The following is a 15,508-nucleotide window of genomic DNA, read 5'->3' as shown; positions in this document are numbered from 1 at the left end:
TGGAATGGAGAGTGATATGCTAGCGTTCGGAAATGTCGCCGACGTGTTGGGGCTGCCCGTGAAAGAGGTGGCAGCGCGGTCGCCATTCGGGCTGATCTCTAGGATAGAGGATGGACTTCCCATTGGGGCGCTCGAGCGTGTTGCGCATCTTCTGGCGCCTGGCGATGCTCAGTTCAAATACCGGCTGATCCCCAAGGCGACCTACGAGCGGCGCAAGATGGTACATCGCCTCTCCTCGGACGAGGGCACACGATTGGCTCGCGTGGCGCGCGTCTGGGGGCTTGCTGTCGATGTCTGGCAGAACGAAGAGGAAGCGCGCGATTTCTTGTTTCGGCCGCACCCGATGATCGAGGACAAGCGACCGATCGACGTCGTTATCCTGAGCGAGTTCGGCGCCGAAATGGTGGTCGATATCCTCGGAAGTCTGAAGTACGGCAGTGCTGCGTGACGGCGCAGACTCTCGATCGCACGCTATCGTCCTTTCGCATCGGCGATCCGGCCGGCACCTACCCGATCTTCGATGCGACCGGCTCGACAATTGCGCCAGGGCGATGGAATACGCCTGGAAGTCCTATCATCTACACCAGCGAGCACTATTCGACGGCCCTGTTGGAAAAGCTGGCGCATGGCAGCGGCCGACTGCCGCCCAACCAGCACTACATCGAAATCACAATCCCGCGCGGACTAAGCTACGAGGTCTTTTCCCAGCCGTCACTGCCCGGCTGGGACACGATGCCGGCGACGGTGAGCAAGGGATTTGGCGAAGCTTGGTGTTCAGAACGGCGCAGCGTCATCCTGCTGGTGCCGAGTGTCGTAGCGCGTCTCGATTGCAATGTGCTGATCAATCCAGCGCATCCGGAGTTTTCAAGGATCCAGACAAGTCTGCACCAGCCCGTCTACTGGGACCGGCGGCTGTTTGGGGCGTAAGGGGGAGGGGCTTTCTGTCGCCTACAACCCCGAGGCATTAGTGAGACTGGCGCGGCGCACCGGTATGTGCGGCGTGACAATGAAGCTGCGAGCGTTGCGTCGATCCAGAATTGTCGCGCCACACCGGTATGTAACCCACGCGCGAAGACATGCCGCATTATGTGCGGTAAGGCCGCAACGCAGGAACATTTCGTAGAAACTTCGTCCGCTATGCTGCTTAGCGGAGTTTCCGAAGCCGCCACGGAGTCCCGACTTCGATGACACCCCATGACGTGCAAGCCAAGACTGGGCCCGGCTGACGTTTGGTCGCAGGACTGCCTCTTGCGTTGGCGATACTTGCGCTGCAATAATCCGTGGATGCATGCGTCAGTAGACTGCTGCGCCCGGTACTCTCTCGTTCATTTGTTGACTCCTGAAATGCGTGCGGCTAATAGATAAGTCACTAATGTTTGCGGGCGATCGCCTTTAAGATTCTATATGCTCAAAGTTCTCCACAGAATTGAATGGATTCAGCAATCAACTAATCCGGAGCGTAACTGCTCCATAGGATAGATGGGTAATTTGAGTGCTGTCATTTGCTGCATTTGGCGCAGGCTTGCTTAGAATTTTATTGACCGTTTTCCAGACAGTTCATTGCAATTCTCATACGAACTGTCTTTGTCCTCGTGAAGTTGGCGACAACGTTCTCCTTGAGGACCCGATCAACGAAGTCGATGTCGCGATTGTTCTCGCGGCCGACATGTCCGGCTCCATCAACCAGATAGAGGCCAAGCTACAACGCGAGAGCTATGCGGCTGCTTTGGAATCAGCGACCGTGCTGAAAGTGATCAAAGAGGGTATGCACGGCAAGATCGCTGTCACCTTTGTCGAATGGTCGAGCCGCGGCTCCTTGGAGACCCGGGTAGGCTGGACCATTCTTTCTGACGCAAACGATGCAGCCGCTATCGCTGAGGCACTCCGGAAGAACTCGGAAAGGCTCCGCTCTGGTCCGCACGGTTCGAAGACATCGATCTCATACGCCATCGACGCCTCTGTGGACGCCTTCGACAAACTCCCCGTCCCAACCCTGCGCAGGATCATCGATATTTCAGGCGACGGGTCAAACAATGACGGATCTTCAGTCGAGGACAGCCGCCAGAGAGCACTTCGGAAAGGCATTGTAATCAATGGTCTTCCGATAGGCGCGGATGTCGAAAACGGTGAGACGACCACGGAATATTATGAACGGCATGTGATCGGAGGGCCCGGCTCGTTCGTCATTCCCGCCGACAGCGCCGCTGCCTTTCAATCGGCAATAATCAAGAAGTTAATTCGAGAAATGAGTTCCGCCTCCGGCAAAGCACATTGTTAGACGATTGCACCGTTAGACGATTGCACCGTTATGGCCGTCGCTCTGTCGCGATCGTTATCGCGCGCAATGGTGCAGCTAAAAGTGCATTCAAGGCTGACCAAACACGCCGGCAGGTTTCATCCCAAAGCGCCTCGTCAATCTCGTCGGGAATGGATCGCTCATGGCCGAAAACACCCAGCCGCGCTCAATGCTTTGCTTATGGCCCAGACCAACGAAATCGGGACCTTCTTGCTGAGTCGGTGCGCGAGGCTGTAACGTCCTTTGATCAGGCCGCGTCGGGACCTTCCGATGCGAGGAGCAGTGCGACTTCGACGCGGTTTCGGCCTTTGTGTTTGGCCTTGTAAAGGGCGGAGTCGGCGGCGAGAAGCAGGCCTTCTGGCATCCTGATCGTCCCGCCCGATCGTGACAGTGCGGTCGCTGAACCAATGCTGACTGTGACGCGTCTGCCGCCTTCCAGATTGTCGTCATGAGGCAGGCCGAGATTTTCGATTGCGAGCCTTAGCCGTTCCGCTATTTCAAGTGCTCCCTCGCCATCAGTATCAGGCAAGATAACGGCGAGTTCTTCCCCGCCGTATCGCGACGCCAGATCCCCAGGACGATGAAGCACGTCTCTTATAGCGGCAGCGACGGCACGAAGACAATCATCGCCTACCTGATGACCGTATTTGTCGTTAAAGCTTTTGAACCGATCGATATCAAGCAACAGCAGGGACATCTGTCCAGCGCTGCGAACGGTGCGTCGCCATTCGCTGTCCAAGGTCTCGTCGAAAGCTCGGCGATTGCCCAGGCCGGTCAGTCCGTCAGTCATCGCAAGCGAGCGGAGTTGTTCTTCGAGCCGTTTGCGTTCTGTTATATCTCTCATGATCAGCACGAAGTCGCCTGGAACGCCAGTTAGCGGATCACGGACGATGCGCGCCTTGCTCTCCACCCAGACAGTTTTCCCATCCTTCCGCCGGATCTCGATCGCAAGCGGCTCGCCTTCATCTGCTCCGGCAAGCAAGAGCGCGGCTGCCGCAGCGATGTTTTGAAGATGCTCCGGCGGGACGAACACCTCCGGACCATGCCCCACCATTTCCTCCGGCAGCCATCCCAGAAGTCGGGTGCATGACGGTGAAACGTAGCGCGCCTTCATGTCCGGCCCGAGTTGCATGATGACGTCACCGCTGTTCTCAGTGAGCATCCGGAAATCCGTTTCTTCCGGAAGAATGTCCGAACGGATTGCCAAGCCTGCCGGTGATTGCCCGGACCCGACGCGACCAAAAGCCTTGCGAATAAACTGAGACGCGGATGGCAGGCGCATATTTGTTTCCTTTCCGGACTCTTTTTCGCGGGTGCCGCAGCGTTCTTTATCGGCTGATCAAGCCACCCCCAAGGAAGGGATTTCCGTCAGGCGATCAGATCGATTGGGTTCGCTATGTCGCTCGCCGCCCTGGTTTCCTCAGCAGGTGGTCGCCCGAACCGCTTCAAAAGGTCTTTCGCTATTTGACGTGGTACCGCTTGCGAAAACAAATACCCCTGACCCAGCTGGCACCCGATCTCCGCAAGTAAAACGGCCTGGGCTTCGTTCTCGATGCCTTCGGCGATGACCTGGATGTCGAGCTTGTGGGCGATGCCGACCAAGCCCTCGACGATCGCCAGGCTCGGATCCCCCTGGACAAGGCGGTCAATGAAGGATTTGTCGATCTTGATGATATCGACGGGCACCGTCAGCAGATGCGTGAGCGAAGCGAAGCCGGTTCCGAAATCATCGAGCGCGACGCGTAGGCCATGGGCCCGCAACGCCTTGATCTCTCGAGCCACGACCGGATCGCGCTGGCCGAGATAGACCGACTCCGTGACCTCCAAAATGATATGCTTCAACGGAACGTTCTCCCGGCCGAAGGCGGCTTCGAGACGCGCGTAAAGCGTGCCGCTATGAAAATCGGCTGAGGTGATGTTGATGCCGACATGCTGCAACGGGATACCTTGATCCAGCCACGAGCGCGCGTCCGCTGCGACGATCGCCATCATGCGTTCCGTCAGATGCGAGGCGACGCTGACATCGGACGTCGCCTGGTGAAACGCAGCGGCGGAAACGACCTCGCCATCCGGCTTGCGAAGGCGGCACAGGGCCTCCATGCCGACGATCGCGCGGGTGTCGAGCCGCAGGATCGGCTGATAGAACGCGTCGATCCGGCCTTCGCGCAAAGCCACATCAACATCGCGGATCACCTCGATCCGGGTCTTGATTGCGCTGCCAATTCCCGGCGAGTACAGCACGAAGCCGCCCCGCGAGGTTTCCTTGGCGTGGTAGAGCGCGAAATCGGCGTTTTGGCGCACGCTTTTCGCATCGACGTCCCCCGCCGACAGCACTGCGCCGCCGATGGTAGCCTGTGCCAGGATCATGTGCCCGTCGCAGTCGGCGGGCACAGCCAGAGTGTCGAGAATATGATGCGCCGTGCTCTCGATGCCGGCGGCCGCTCCGGCTCGCTGAAGGATCACGGCGAACTCGTCGCCGCCCATGCGGAACACACGGTCAGGCGCTACGCTTTCGGCGAGACGTGACGCCACCGTCTGTAGCAAAGCATCGCCGGCCGCATGGCCGAAGGTGTCGTTGATGGTCTTCAGGTTGTCGAGGTCGATGATCAGGACCGCCCAGGCGCTAGGTTGGCCAAAGGACAGCCGCTCTAAGGCGACGTCCAAACTCGCCCGGTTCGGCAGGTTGGTGAGGGCATCGACATAGGCGCCGCGCTCGCCCTCGATGACCCGCTGGTGACGCTCAAGCGCGATGGCGCACAGGGAGGTACACGAGGCGACGACCTCCTCCTCGCGCGGGGAGGGGCCGCGCTTCTCCGTAAAGTATAGGGCAAGGGTGCCGAGCACAGCGCCGGCGGCGTCGCAGATCGGGCTCGACCAGCAGGCCTTCAGGCCCAGCGCCAGGACTGGCTCCTTGAAGCTGACCCAGCGCGGGTCGGTCGCGATGTCCTTCGCAGCTACGGCCATTCCTAGGTAGGCCGCACTGCCGCAGGAGCCCACAAGCGGGCCGATCATCAGGCCTTCGAGAAGAGCCATGTATTCATTCGGGAAGCTGGAACCTGGGAGGGGATGCAACAAGCCATTACCGTCAACGCGCAGAACGGAACACCTGACGCCCGGCAACAGTTTCTCGATCTGGCGGCAAAGACGGTCCGTCGTCGCTTCGAGCGTTTCGCCCCTGGCGATCATTTCGAGAATATTGTTCTGGAGATGCAGCACGTTAACCGCCGATCCGCGTTCCTAAATACCCTGCAGGCATTCCTGGTGAAATCACCCTGATGAGGCGCAGAGCACAAGATGACAGTGTCAGGTAATTCTTTATAAGTGTTATCTTTCGCCACTGACAAACCAGGGCCAGAACTCATTGATCAAAGCCAGAAGATAACGGCAGCTGCGATGCAGATGTTCTTTTCGGTGAGGTCGTGCTTTTCGAGGACGCGGTCGGTGGCGATCTACAAATTGGTGCCGCGGAACTGCGCCATCTTGTGGCGCCTCAGGTCGAAGGTGTAGGGCGCATCGGACGTCGGGCTGTGCGGCCCGGCGGCGATGAACCCTTGTTGCCGGAGCGTCTCCACGGTCGGATCCGCTCGCCACAGAAAGCGGTCATCTTCGCGTCTCCGGATCCCGTCGATAGGCACACCCTGGCGCGCGTCGTCGGACGGGGAGTGCGATCTCGACCGATCATTGACGACGGCGGCAACGAGTTCATACGGTTGGCCGCGGAGCGCGTCGCGGACGCGCCGACATTCCTCGCCCATTTTGGGTTCAACACTCTGCGTGATTTGCCAGACACGGATGCGCTCGAAGACGCCGGTTTTCTCAGCAAGGAGCAGCTGCTTGCCGGTGAAATACCGCTGGCGATTGCCGACGAAGCCGAGGCACTTGCCGCCGTCGGGCATCGCCTTTTTGGCGATCTCGGCCGCCTGCTTGCCGGCATTAATGTTGGACGAGCGACACGCTTAGTCTGCGGCTGTCGCTTGGCCGACCCCGCAATCGGTTTTCTTCCGACGGATCGGAAAGAGTGGGCGGCCGACGGGAAGAGCTACATCAACGGCCTGTTCAACGGACGGATCCCCCCGGGCCGTGCCCGTCACCGCGCGGACGTACCTTCGCCGTCTGCAACAGGGTCGACCATAGTCGTGCCTTGTGCGTTGAGGAGCCAGGGAATTCCAGGCTCGAAAGCGCCAGTCCTACAGTTCTTGCGCGTTCGCGAGGTCGCCGTCCGATTGATCGTTTCCGTTCCTCAGAAGTCGCGAGAGGTTGGAAGCGACATCTCATGTATCTCGGAATCCGGGCAACGGTACTCGATCTAGAGGAGCCAGGGCCCGCTGCTTTGCGTGCGGGACGAATGCCCATTTTTCTCAGACGCCCATAATCATTGCATATATGCGTGCTACGAAGGGTCAGAATTGGGAACGAAAACAAATCGGGCGAGGCTTGATCATGTCGACCGCTAGCCGAGGGAAATCGCCCGCACAGCTTTTCCGCCATCTATCGGCAAAGTGGCCTGCGGCGTTCAATCCGAAAGCCCCCAGGCCGCTCAAGATCGGCATCCATCAAGACATTCGCGCGCTTGATGGCGAACTGTCTGATGATGAATTGAGGAGAGCCCTGCGCGCCTATACCAGGATAGCCAGATACTTGGCGAGACTGGATGCCGGCGCCGCGCGGGTCGATCTCGATGGCGAGCCGGCCGGCGAGGTATCGGATGCGGACGCGGCCACCGCCAAGGCTTTGCTGTGCCGCAAGGACAAGCAAGAGCCCAAGCAAACGCCGGAGCCAAGGGCAGAGCCTGAAGCGCCACCCAAACCGAAACCGAAGCAAACGGCCGTTTTCAAGGCGAAGAAAACGGCCGACAGCCCGACCGGAATAGTCGTTGAGACGAAGCGTCGCCGGTCTTTCCGAAAGCCGATGGCTTGATCGCCGCTGAGTGCGCCACCCTGATCCGCTACTGGACCCTCGATGAAGCCGATCATCGCTTGCTGGATACGCGCAGGCAGACGGATGCCCAGCTCGTTGCGACGCAAGCGGCAAGCTTTGCCGCCGAACGGCGCTGTTGCCAGCGAATCGAGCTCAGACGAGCAAGGGCAGTAAACCGATCCGTTTCCGCACGTCGTTCGGCGACATGCCCGATTCCAGTCCGCGGCTTCACCGCTGCGCTTGCGATGCCGGTGAGACCCGACCTTCTCGATCATACGACATAGCCACGCACTTGTGCTCGGGAGCGTCCGACATGTGGTGAGCGGAGAGCCGGGCCCGGCATTGATCTATCATCACGGCGCATATGGATCGTCGTGAGTGCCGATGTGTGACGGTTGGTGCCGCAACCTACATTGATGTTGAGATGTCCTGATCTACTGATCGATGGCATCAGCGGCGAAGCCCAATGCACATGAGCAGCAGCCGATCTTTCTCAGCATATCGGTCTCCACCAGTATGTGAATCAACTGATAGACCACCTGCCGTGATATCGAAGGGGCCCTGGTACCCGTCGCATCAGGAAAAGCCGGGGGCTGGCGATGTCCAGGTTCGGATTGCGCTTCAGCTTCATCGTCGACTAGCGTTTCGCCCCGACGAGTTGCACCGCGACATTGACGGAAAGGGAGGGGAAGACGCCTCTGGCCAATCATCGCCAAGAAAAAGCGCCCGCCGGAACGAACCGGCGGGCGAGACAGGGAGGAAACTGTTGTAACTGGAATCAGGCCGCCAGTACCGCCTTGGGCTCGACCAGCTCGTAACCGAGCGCTTCGGCCACCGCGCGGTTGGTGATCTTGCCTTTGTGGACATTCAGGCCGTTGCGCAAATGGTGGTCGTCGACCAGCGCCTTCAGGCCCTTGTCGGCAAGCTGCAGGCCATAGTGAAGCGTCGCGTTGTTAAGCGCATGGGCCGAGGTGACCGGCACCGCGCCGGGCATGTTGGCGACGCAGTAATGGATGACACCGTCAACCTCGTAGGTCGGCTCGGCATGGGTGGTGGCATGCGAGGTCTCGAAGCAGCCACCCTGGTCGATGGCGACGTCGACAAGCACCGAGCCCTTCTTCATGCCGGACAGCATTTCGCGCGAAACCAGCTTGGGTGCCGCGGCGCCCGGAATGAGCACGGCGCCGACGATGATGTCGGCCGAAAAGCACTCTTCCTCGAGCGCCTCAACGGTCGAGTAACGGGTGTGGACGCGACCGGCGAAGAGGTCGTCGAGCTGACGCAGGCGCGGAATCGAGCGGTCGATGATGGTGACGTCGGCGCCAAGGCCGGCCGCCATGCGGGCGGCATGCAGACCGACGACCCCGCCGCCGAGCACCGTGACCTTGCCGGGCAACACGCCGGGCACGCCGCCGAGCAGCACGCCGCGGCCGCCATTGGCCTTCTGCAGCGCCGTGGCGCCGGCCTGGATCGACAGGCGACCGGCGACTTCCGACATCGGCGCCAGCAGCGGCAGGCCGCCGCGGTCATCGGTCACGGTTTCGTAGGCGATCGCGGTCACGCCGGAGGCCAGCAGGCCTTTGGTCTGCTCGGGATCCGGAGCGAAGTGGAGATAGGTGTAGAGGATCTGTCCGTCGCGAAGCTGGACCCATTCGTTGGGCTGCGGCTCCTTCACCTTGACGATCATGTCGGACTTGGCAAACACATCTGCGGCCGTCTTGGCCATCGTGGCACCGGCGGCGCGGTAGGCGTTGTCATCGGCGCCGATGCCGGCGCCGGCGCCGGTCTCGACCAGCACTTCATGGCCATGGGCGACATATTCGCGGACCGAGCCGGGTGTGAGGCCGACGCGATATTCGTGGTTCTTGATTTCCTTGGGACAGCCGACGCGCATTGTCTTCTCCTGATCCGGCCCTTTTGGGCTCGTTCCCTGTATTGGTGGAGTGAACCACGAATTGCTGCGCAGGTGTTTGCGAATGCGCTTGCGCGAACTGGCAGGTTTCGATAATCGTTGCGCGAAATAGCAGGATATTCGCAGGATTCACGAAAAATGCCGCTCAATAGGATTGATATCTCCATTCTCGAGGTGCTGCAGAAGGATGGGCGGACATCTAACGATGCGCGCCGGATTCAGTCCGGCCTGAACGCAATGGAACTCCGAATGACGGCTTGGCAAAACCAGTGGGCGATCGTGACGCGCTGCTGTAAAAACAACGGCTTGCCGACGATGTCCTGCTGCCCGCCGGTCGCGACCTGTTTGCGGCGCAGCGATTAGATTGACTGAAGCACCGCCTTCTCCGCGCCAGCGTTTCACAGCCGAAAAACCCGCCACTCTTGAGGGCAAGAGCGGCGGGCTTTTTGCAGAGCTACTCGAACTGAATACGCGTTCCCACTCACATTAGCTGCGGATTATTAAGGCCGCATTAACATGAAAAATTCGGGCATCTAAATCGATCCGAATGCGAGATGCCGCGCGCCCGGACGTTCCGGGGCTAAATTGTCGCCGTGGTCAAATCGACAAGCCATCAGCCATCAGAAAATCTGTGCTTGACGTTACATAAGGTCCCCTGTTTTTCGCTGTGCAGGGAACGACTTCCAGTCTCGGTCCAGGGCGACGAAAATGAGGGGCAGCAATGGTGGCTGGCGAACCAAACGACGTGCGCGTCTTTTGCTGCCAGCGAGCCTGTCACTCGCGACATGCTCGCCCGCATCGTTGGAAAAAGCTGCAGCATCGATCTGCTGATCGACGACATCCGCGGGGAGTTGCGAGGCCGGCCCTACGACCTGGCCACGGTCGCCGGCGGCTGGAGGCACCTGACCCGCCCGGCCTATGCCGACGCCATCCGCAGTGCATTTGGCACAGCCGCCGGCGGGAACGGGCGTGCCGTAGACCTGACGCAGTCGGACGTGCTGGTGCTGATGTGCATCGCTTATTTCCAGCCGATCACGCGCGGAGAACTATCGAGCTTTTTTGGTAAGGAAGTTTCGCGCGATCTCATCGGTCATCTGCGCGGGGCGAAGCTGATCGCCTGCGGTCCGCGCAGTCCGACACCTGGCGCCCCCTACACCTATGTCACGACAAAGGCGTTCCTACTCGAGTTCGGCCTCGACACGCTACGCGACCTGCCGGATATCGAGGCGCTCGAGGATGCCGGGCTGCTGAGCAAGGAACGGCTTCTGCCTGGCGACATTCCAATTGCGACAAGCGGGGTGCTCGAGGAGGACGATGAAATCGAAGGCTGTGATCTCGATGTCCGATCCGAGGTGCCTGAATGAGGATCCCTCCAACCTACCCTTAGGCGGCATTCGGCCCACGGGGACGAAAGGTTTGCCCAGGTTAATGCCCTCCGCAAATCCCGTTCTACTGCGTTGCTCTCCTCAAATCTGAGGCCTTCACCTAGCAGCTAATCCATGTAGGCGTCGCCTTCCTCTAGATCGACGTCTTCCGCCTTTGCGTGCTCGTAACCCATGAAGCAGCGTGCCTTCTCAAAAGAACATGGAACCGCTTTCATGAGCCATTTGGCACGAGCCAACTTTGCAAGGGCATCGCGTGCGTGCCGGTGATCCTCGTCCACGGCTGCAACAAGATCGCGGTTGTTCCGCGCCGTCTCGATTGCCCACTCATAGTCAACATCGTGCATCTGGTTAGGGGCAATTGCGACGATAGCAGCCTCTACCTCCCCGAGCGTCAAGCTCGACTCCTCCAGCGTGCCATCACGACGCTGGACCTCAGAAATGATATTCCGGCAGTCTTGGCAGATGAGCACAGTGACATGGGAGCCGATTACCATTCCACCCGTCATGTCGCCACCGCGCCAGTAGAGGTTGCTGACATCCTCCTCCGCAATCCAATCCCGAATGATGTGGATGTGCGCCGTCCATTTTCCCTTGTTCGACTTCCTGCATATCTCCCGCTTGGCGCGCTTACAGCACCCGCACGTCCAATCCTCGCTTACAGCATTCCAATGCTTTTGTTCGCCGTTCTGGCCCCCTACATCGGCGAACTCAGCATCGGTGGGCGGCTTGCCGGCAGGCTTCACCTTCCGTTTTGCTGATTTGCCAACGGCGTCCCGCGCAACCGATCGGGCAAGTACTTTCATGCCGATGCTGCCACGGTCTAGGTGCGGCAATGCGTCTGTAACCTGCGCCCATACCAGCGCCCGGTCATCGATCCAGAAATCGGCCCGCATCCCGATCGCCACTTCGCGACGGTTCTTCCCCTTGGCGAACCGTATTGCCATCCGCTCAGCAAAATCGAGGCGATCCGCGATGTCTGGCTTCACCCGCTCCCACGTCGTGCGTGCCGCCTCAAAATCGACTGTATGGACACCGTTGTCGGTGGCGCGAATAAACCCGGTGATTTCTTTCGGTGAGAAAGTGAAGTCCCAATCCACGGCGCTGTCGAGTGCCGCCTTAGCGCTTCCCTCTGCCAGATTGCAGTCGATACAGATGAGCGTTCGTTCGAAGCGTTCCAAGAACTGGAGCATGCCGTACTTGGCATGCGACACTTGGATGTTGAACTCGCGATCGTCCGACTTCTGGTTGATTTCCTCGAATAGCTTCCCGGCCTTATCGCCTAAGTGGTCGTGGTGCAATTCAAGTTGACATAGCAGGACGCCGGATGTCGTGAGTCTCGCAATCTGCGGCTTTGTCCTCCGGCAGCATGGGCATGTCCAGCCCTGCCAGGTGCCAGCCCATGCCCGATTGAGATTGAGCTTATCGGTGTTGAACCGGCGCATAAGCGCTTGGTCTGCGCGCTCCATCGGCCGTCTCGCATTCGCGCAAGCTGTTCTAACTCGTCGTCGGTCATGCTTTCGATGTCTGGGATGGTGATCGTTATGGAGCTGCCGTGCACGACGATTTCGAACCATAGTTGGCGATGTAGAATTCTATTTTCATCGTATAGAACAATTGAGGACCGTCGCCAATCTGAACACCTTGGCTCGGATCATGGCGTTCGGGCGATGACTGCCGTAAGATTCCACCCGTGTGGGGCAAGGCCGCTACCGGCCTGCGACGGAGGGGAACATGGCAATTGATACTCTTGAAAAGGTGCCGCTGCTCTATCACTTCACTGATCGGAGGAACCTGCCGGTGATTAAAGAAATGGGAGGACTCTATCCACTCGCGCAGCTTGACCAGAAGAAGGTCAAGGTTCCGGCACCGGGCGGCAATGAATGGAGTCGGGACGCCGACGCGTTGAAGGGAATGGGCAACTACGTCCACCTTTGCTTTCGTAGCACCCATCCGATGGAGTACGTTGCCCGGCAGGATGGGAGGATCACGGACACGATCTTTCTGCAAATACACCCCTCGGTGATGCAGTTCACGGGTGTTCGTTTCACCAACGATGTCGCGAACAAAGCTGGCGTCGAATCGGTTCCTATCGGAGAGGCTGAACGCTAATCGATTTTGAGATACTTTACACCCGAACGGACTGGTAGGACCCGGCGATTAAGACGCGTCTCACGCAGGCGGAGAAATACGAGGTGTTGGTTCCCCATGTCATCCCACTCGGCTTAATAAGGAACATTTAGAATGGCTGAGAGACCAGTCTTTATCCCTGCGACCGAGGACGAAGGTTACGTCAGGCGATTGGATTTCGAAATTCCGTGGGCCGGTGGCTTCGCTGAGGTTCAGAAGAAGAAGAAGAATATCCGGTCGCTGCATGAGGCCGCCAAGAAAGCCGGATATGCGCCGCTGCTAGAAGTGTCTAGCAAGTCTGATGAAGTCGCCGGCCGGCATCTTAGCGCGTTTCACCTGCGCGTGATGACCAGCATCGGCGAGATACCGCTGGAGAACGCCTTTCAGGGAAGTAAGGTATTCGAGCGCGGCGGACCGTACACCGATCTGTACGAGGTTGAACCGCGCGATGCGAAGCGCGAGCCACGACTCCGCGATTCCGGCGCACTGGTGGGCTTCAAATTCGACGGCTTCGAGTTCCCGCTAGAACCCACGACCGTGTTCTACGATTGGCTTTATCTCAATGCCATCTTTCCTCACCGTGTATGGCTCAAAAATCGAGTGGACGGCGAAATGCGGTATGCCGGTTTCACTGACATAGAGTTCAACCCTAGCAAGTCGGTCAATTGTCAGGCGAAAACGTGCGCTCTGTTCGTAGTGCTCATGAGGGAGAACAAGCTGGAGCGCTACCTGAAAACGCCCGAGGTTTTCATTGCCGCGATGGCTGCTCATTCGCTTCGGCCGACCGAGCATCAACCTCATTTGAAGCAGGCCAGACTTAGGGTCGGCTAGGAGGCGGTATGCGCAATCTCTTCCGCAAGAGCAGCAAGGTCACTGCTGAGACCGCACGCCGGGTAACCGGTATCAGTACACCTGTCTTCGGCGTGTCTTGGTCGGACCCCGGCCCCTCAGAGACAGAAATCGTACGCCGCTTCCTCGTGTTTCTCGAAGATCGACGCGTCCTCTACAATCCCTTCGATATGGAGACCGAGGCAGAGGTGGGGCATTCGATCCACCAGATACGCGAGGAAGGCACCAAGACTCTTCAAGCGCTTTCCGCCGACGCGTTCGCCGTCGTGCCTCTTCGCGCGATCCGTGACGCCGGGCGACGGTTCCATGATGAGCAGCACGAGGATTATCGCCACTTCGATTATCAGTGGCGCGGGAGCCATGCCCGTCCGGCCTTCTTTGTGGCGTTGGGAGCGTTCCGGGCAACCGTAGGGCACCAAGTGGCGGCGCTGGCGGGTCGCTACGGGATCGATGTCGAAGGCCCGCTGGCGTCCATCATCCCGACCCTTGGGGAGGCGTCACAGTTGGCTGACGAGTAGCAATGGCCTACGGCATCGGACCTTCCATCGGCCGTGTCGGCGTTCAGCCCCGTTTCGATTGGTCCGTAATGATTTTTAAGAGATAGTCAGCGTCTACGACGTGGATGTGTTGTGCGCCAGCGCGCACCACGATTCCGTCCAGTACGATTTCCAAATTCTCCAATTCGCCAGTCAGCGAAAACACCGCTCCGCCGCTGTAGCCGTCGACAACCGGCCGCTCGCGAACATTAAGGTAGCGCCGGTAAAATTCGACATTTGTCAGGTAGCTCTTGTCTAGATCGCAGTCAGAGATCGCTCGCTTGATGTGAATGGAGCCAGGTTGTTCGGGGACGAAACCTTCTAGGTACTCATCCATCACGCCTTCGATTGTCGGGTAGCCGACCAAGAAGGACTTGACCCGGTTGGCCTTAGAGAATGGCGCAAGAGGATAGAAAAACGGCTGGTCAGAATGCTGAGTTTTCCAAGTGTCCGCCGCCTTGAAAAGCAGGACGTCGTGGTACTCTTCGTCCACATTCGAAAGTTCGAAGATGCAGGCCTTTAGTGGGATGTTTGAAAGTAGCCCCTTGCCGCTCCCTATCCTGATCGTATCGAGAATGTTCGTTGGCACGCTTGCACCACGGGCTATGCCCAACTGATGTCTCGTGGCGACGACGTAGTTCACACCCGCATATCGGACCAACGTTGCTGAGCCAGCGCGGCCTAGCGGAAGCGACCGGTCGCTGGCCTCATGAAAGACCATGCGACAGGATTGCGTGATTGTCTCGTAAACATCTCCCGGCTTAAGAAAAAGCCGTCCTACTTTGACGGTATTGATGCCGGGGTAATCTCGAATGAACATCACGGTCGACTTTCCAAAGGCGGGCTTTTGTCGACGATCTTCCCTTGCTTCCTTCCGAGATTGATCAGACGTTCGCGAACGCATTCGGTCGCAATCATCACGCCGTAGCAAATCTCCGAAAGATCGTGCCGACTGAGGCGAATTTGCTCCCCGAGGCTAAACACCGTTGTCCGCTCAACTTCCGCGTAAAGGATCGCTTCTCCCTTTTCGACATAAAGCGGTTCGTCACGATACGGCGCTAAGGTTGCATCGCCTTCATCCTCCAGCATCAATGACCTCGTGCGCCAGCGTAGTACGAACGACTCCTCTAGCGGGCCGGTGTCTTCCAAACTCACGATGCCCCTGCGATGTGCCATGCATTTCCGCGCGCTGTTCAAGGACACAAACATCTGTGAAAACCCTCCGTCTAGCCCAAGCGTCTTTGTAAGCGCCGCAAGCTGAGCCTCCACTCCGCCGCGATCGAATTTTCGTATCGCCTTGTCGTGATCCTCTTTAAGCACCGTGCCCCGTTCAAGGATGTACGCGATCGAAAACACCGCCACGAGGAACACTGAGAAGGTCTCAACCAAATCTCGAAATCCGTTTGTGATCGTCCAACTTTCGAAGTCGCGAACGAACGCTTGGCTAGTTTCGACGGTCACTTCCTGCGGCACGATAATGAACTGC

The 15,508-nt window shown here is 58.7% G+C and carries 15 protein-coding genes and 2 pseudogenes; 11 read left to right on the top strand and 6 right to left on the bottom strand.

What is annotated here, in order from left to right:
• Positions 1-16: 16 nt before the first annotated feature.
• The 3 genes from JQK88_RS20300 to JQK88_RS20290 all read left to right on the top strand — a co-directional run bounded on the left by JQK88_RS20300 (position 17) and on the right by JQK88_RS20290 (position 2,278).
• Positions 17-448, top strand: a complete 432-nt coding sequence (locus JQK88_RS20300; protein ID WP_183454856.1) for a DUF2384 domain-containing protein — start codon at positions 17-19, stop codon at positions 446-448.
• Complete coding sequence (locus JQK88_RS20295; RefSeq protein WP_203279241.1) at positions 445-927, top strand: RES family NAD+ phosphorylase; 483 nt, start codon at positions 445-447, stop codon at positions 925-927. Before JQK88_RS20300 ends, JQK88_RS20295 begins: the two co-directional genes overlap by 4 nt.
• A 565-nt stretch (positions 928-1,492) precedes the next feature.
• Positions 1,493-2,278: a DUF1194 domain-containing protein gene (locus tag JQK88_RS20290; RefSeq protein ID WP_203279240.1), complete on the top strand. Its 786-nt coding sequence runs from the start codon at positions 1,493-1,495 to the stop codon at positions 2,276-2,278.
• Between the two features lie 265 nt (positions 2,279-2,543).
• Here the strand turns inward: JQK88_RS20290 and JQK88_RS20285 are convergent, their stop codons facing one another.
• Together JQK88_RS20285 and JQK88_RS20280 are read right to left on the bottom strand one after the other, a co-directional pair.
• On the bottom strand, positions 2,544-3,578 hold the full coding sequence (locus JQK88_RS20285; protein WP_203279239.1) for a sensor domain-containing diguanylate cyclase: 1,035 nt from the start codon (positions 3,576-3,578) through the stop codon (positions 2,544-2,546).
• Positions 3,579-3,664: 86 nt separating this feature from the next.
• On the bottom strand, positions 3,665-5,482 hold the full coding sequence (locus tag JQK88_RS20280; protein WP_203279307.1) for a sensor domain-containing phosphodiesterase: 1,818 nt from the start codon (positions 5,480-5,482) through the stop codon (positions 3,665-3,667).
• A 557-nt stretch (positions 5,483-6,039) separates the two neighbouring features.
• Between JQK88_RS20280 and JQK88_RS36320 the strand changes: the two are divergent.
• The 3 genes and pseudogenes from JQK88_RS36320 to JQK88_RS20265 all read left to right on the top strand — a co-directional run.
• Positions 6,040-6,159 (top strand): annotated as a pseudogene (locus tag JQK88_RS36320) (SMC-Scp complex subunit ScpB); the annotation flags it as partial.
• 520 nt (positions 6,160-6,679) lie between these two features.
• On the top strand, positions 6,680-7,213 hold the full coding sequence (locus tag JQK88_RS20270; protein WP_246749937.1) for a ProQ/FINO family protein: 534 nt from the start codon (positions 6,680-6,682) through the stop codon (positions 7,211-7,213).
• A gap of 92 nt (positions 7,214-7,305) precedes the next feature.
• Positions 7,306-7,475: pseudogene (locus JQK88_RS20265) on the top strand (ISKra4 family transposase); the annotation flags it as partial.
• Between the two features lie 516 nt (positions 7,476-7,991).
• On the opposite strand, the gene ald reads toward JQK88_RS20265, so the two are convergent.
• Positions 7,992-9,107, bottom strand: coding sequence for an alanine dehydrogenase (gene ald, locus JQK88_RS20260; RefSeq protein ID WP_203279237.1), 1,116 nt, complete (start codon positions 9,105-9,107; stop codon positions 7,992-7,994).
• 156 nt (positions 9,108-9,263) lie between these two features.
• Between ald and JQK88_RS20255 the strand changes: the two genes are divergently transcribed.
• Positions 9,264-9,488, top strand: a complete 225-nt coding sequence (locus tag JQK88_RS20255; RefSeq protein ID WP_203279236.1) for an Lrp/AsnC family transcriptional regulator — start codon at positions 9,264-9,266, stop codon at positions 9,486-9,488.
• A gap of 365 nt (positions 9,489-9,853) precedes the next feature.
• Positions 9,854-10,489: an SMC-Scp complex subunit ScpB gene (scpB, locus tag JQK88_RS20250; protein ID WP_281434884.1), complete on the top strand. Its 636-nt coding sequence runs from the start codon at positions 9,854-9,856 to the stop codon at positions 10,487-10,489.
• 128 nt (positions 10,490-10,617) lie between these two features.
• Here scpB and JQK88_RS20245 read toward each other — a convergent pair whose 3' ends face one another.
• The gene (locus JQK88_RS20245; RefSeq protein WP_203279234.1) at positions 10,618-11,976 is read right to left on the bottom strand and encodes a hypothetical protein; all 1,359 of its coding nucleotides are present in this window, start codon (positions 11,974-11,976) and stop codon (positions 10,618-10,620) included.
• A gap of 265 nt (positions 11,977-12,241) precedes the next feature.
• Here JQK88_RS20245 and JQK88_RS20240 point away from each other — a divergent pair, with 265 nt between their 5' ends.
• From JQK88_RS20240 to JQK88_RS20230, 3 genes are all read left to right on the top strand, one after another.
• A complete protein-coding gene (locus JQK88_RS20240) occupies positions 12,242-12,619 on the top strand; it encodes a DarT ssDNA thymidine ADP-ribosyltransferase family protein (RefSeq protein WP_203279233.1) in 378 nt (125 codons plus the stop codon).
• Between the two features lie 132 nt (positions 12,620-12,751).
• Positions 12,752-13,468: a DarT1-associated NADAR antitoxin family protein gene (locus JQK88_RS20235; RefSeq protein WP_203279232.1), complete on the top strand. Its 717-nt coding sequence runs from the start codon at positions 12,752-12,754 to the stop codon at positions 13,466-13,468.
• Between the two features lie 8 nt (positions 13,469-13,476).
• On the top strand, positions 13,477-14,004 hold the full coding sequence (locus tag JQK88_RS20230; RefSeq protein WP_203279231.1) for a DUF6650 family protein: 528 nt from the start codon (positions 13,477-13,479) through the stop codon (positions 14,002-14,004).
• A gap of 43 nt (positions 14,005-14,047) precedes the next feature.
• On the opposite strand, the gene JQK88_RS20225 is transcribed toward JQK88_RS20230, so the two are convergent.
• On the bottom strand, positions 14,048-14,842 hold the full coding sequence (locus JQK88_RS20225; RefSeq protein WP_203279230.1) for a hypothetical protein: 795 nt from the start codon (positions 14,840-14,842) through the stop codon (positions 14,048-14,050).
• The gene (locus JQK88_RS20220; RefSeq protein ID WP_203279229.1) at positions 14,842-15,495 is read right to left on the bottom strand and encodes a hypothetical protein; all 654 of its coding nucleotides are present in this window, start codon (positions 15,493-15,495) and stop codon (positions 14,842-14,844) included. The genes JQK88_RS20225 and JQK88_RS20220 overlap by 1 nt, the downstream gene beginning before the upstream one ends.
• Positions 15,496-15,508: the final 13 nt, after the last annotated feature.

The organism is Mesorhizobium caraganae, from assembly GCF_016836705.1.
Taxonomy (GTDB): Bacteria; Pseudomonadota; Alphaproteobacteria; order Rhizobiales; family Rhizobiaceae; genus Mesorhizobium; species Mesorhizobium caraganae.
Note: the sequence above shows the minus strand (reverse complement) of the source record. Positions and strands in the feature narration are given on the sequence as shown.

Excerpts from the sequence above, each read along its gene's own strand:
- JQK88_RS20270 (WP_246749937.1), top strand. The coding sequence starts at position 6,680 with ATGCGTGCTACGAAGGGTCAGAATTGGGAACGAAAACAAATCGGGCGA.
- JQK88_RS20230 (WP_203279231.1), top strand. The coding sequence starts at position 13,477 with ATGCGCAATCTCTTCCGCAAGAGCAGCAAGGTCACTGCTGAGACCGCA.
- JQK88_RS20280 (WP_203279307.1), bottom strand. The coding sequence starts at position 5,482 with ATGATCGCCAGGGGCGAAACGCTCGAAGCGACGACGGACCGTCTTTGC.
- JQK88_RS20245 (WP_203279234.1), bottom strand. The coding sequence starts at position 11,976 with ATGGAGCGCGCAGACCAAGCGCTTATGCGCCGGTTCAACACCGATAAG.
- JQK88_RS20300 (WP_183454856.1), top strand. The coding sequence starts at position 17 with ATGCTAGCGTTCGGAAATGTCGCCGACGTGTTGGGGCTGCCCGTGAAA.
- JQK88_RS20285 (WP_203279239.1), bottom strand. The coding sequence starts at position 3,578 with ATGCGCCTGCCATCCGCGTCTCAGTTTATTCGCAAGGCTTTTGGTCGC.
- JQK88_RS20255 (WP_203279236.1), top strand. The coding sequence starts at position 9,264 with ATGCCGCTCAATAGGATTGATATCTCCATTCTCGAGGTGCTGCAGAAG.
- JQK88_RS20225 (WP_203279230.1), bottom strand. The coding sequence starts at position 14,842 with ATGTTCATTCGAGATTACCCCGGCATCAATACCGTCAAAGTAGGACGG.
- JQK88_RS20240 (WP_203279233.1), top strand. The coding sequence starts at position 12,242 with ATGGCAATTGATACTCTTGAAAAGGTGCCGCTGCTCTATCACTTCACT.
- ald (WP_203279237.1), bottom strand. The coding sequence starts at position 9,107 with ATGCGCGTCGGCTGTCCCAAGGAAATCAAGAACCACGAATATCGCGTC.
- JQK88_RS20235 (WP_203279232.1), top strand. The coding sequence starts at position 12,752 with ATGGCTGAGAGACCAGTCTTTATCCCTGCGACCGAGGACGAAGGTTAC.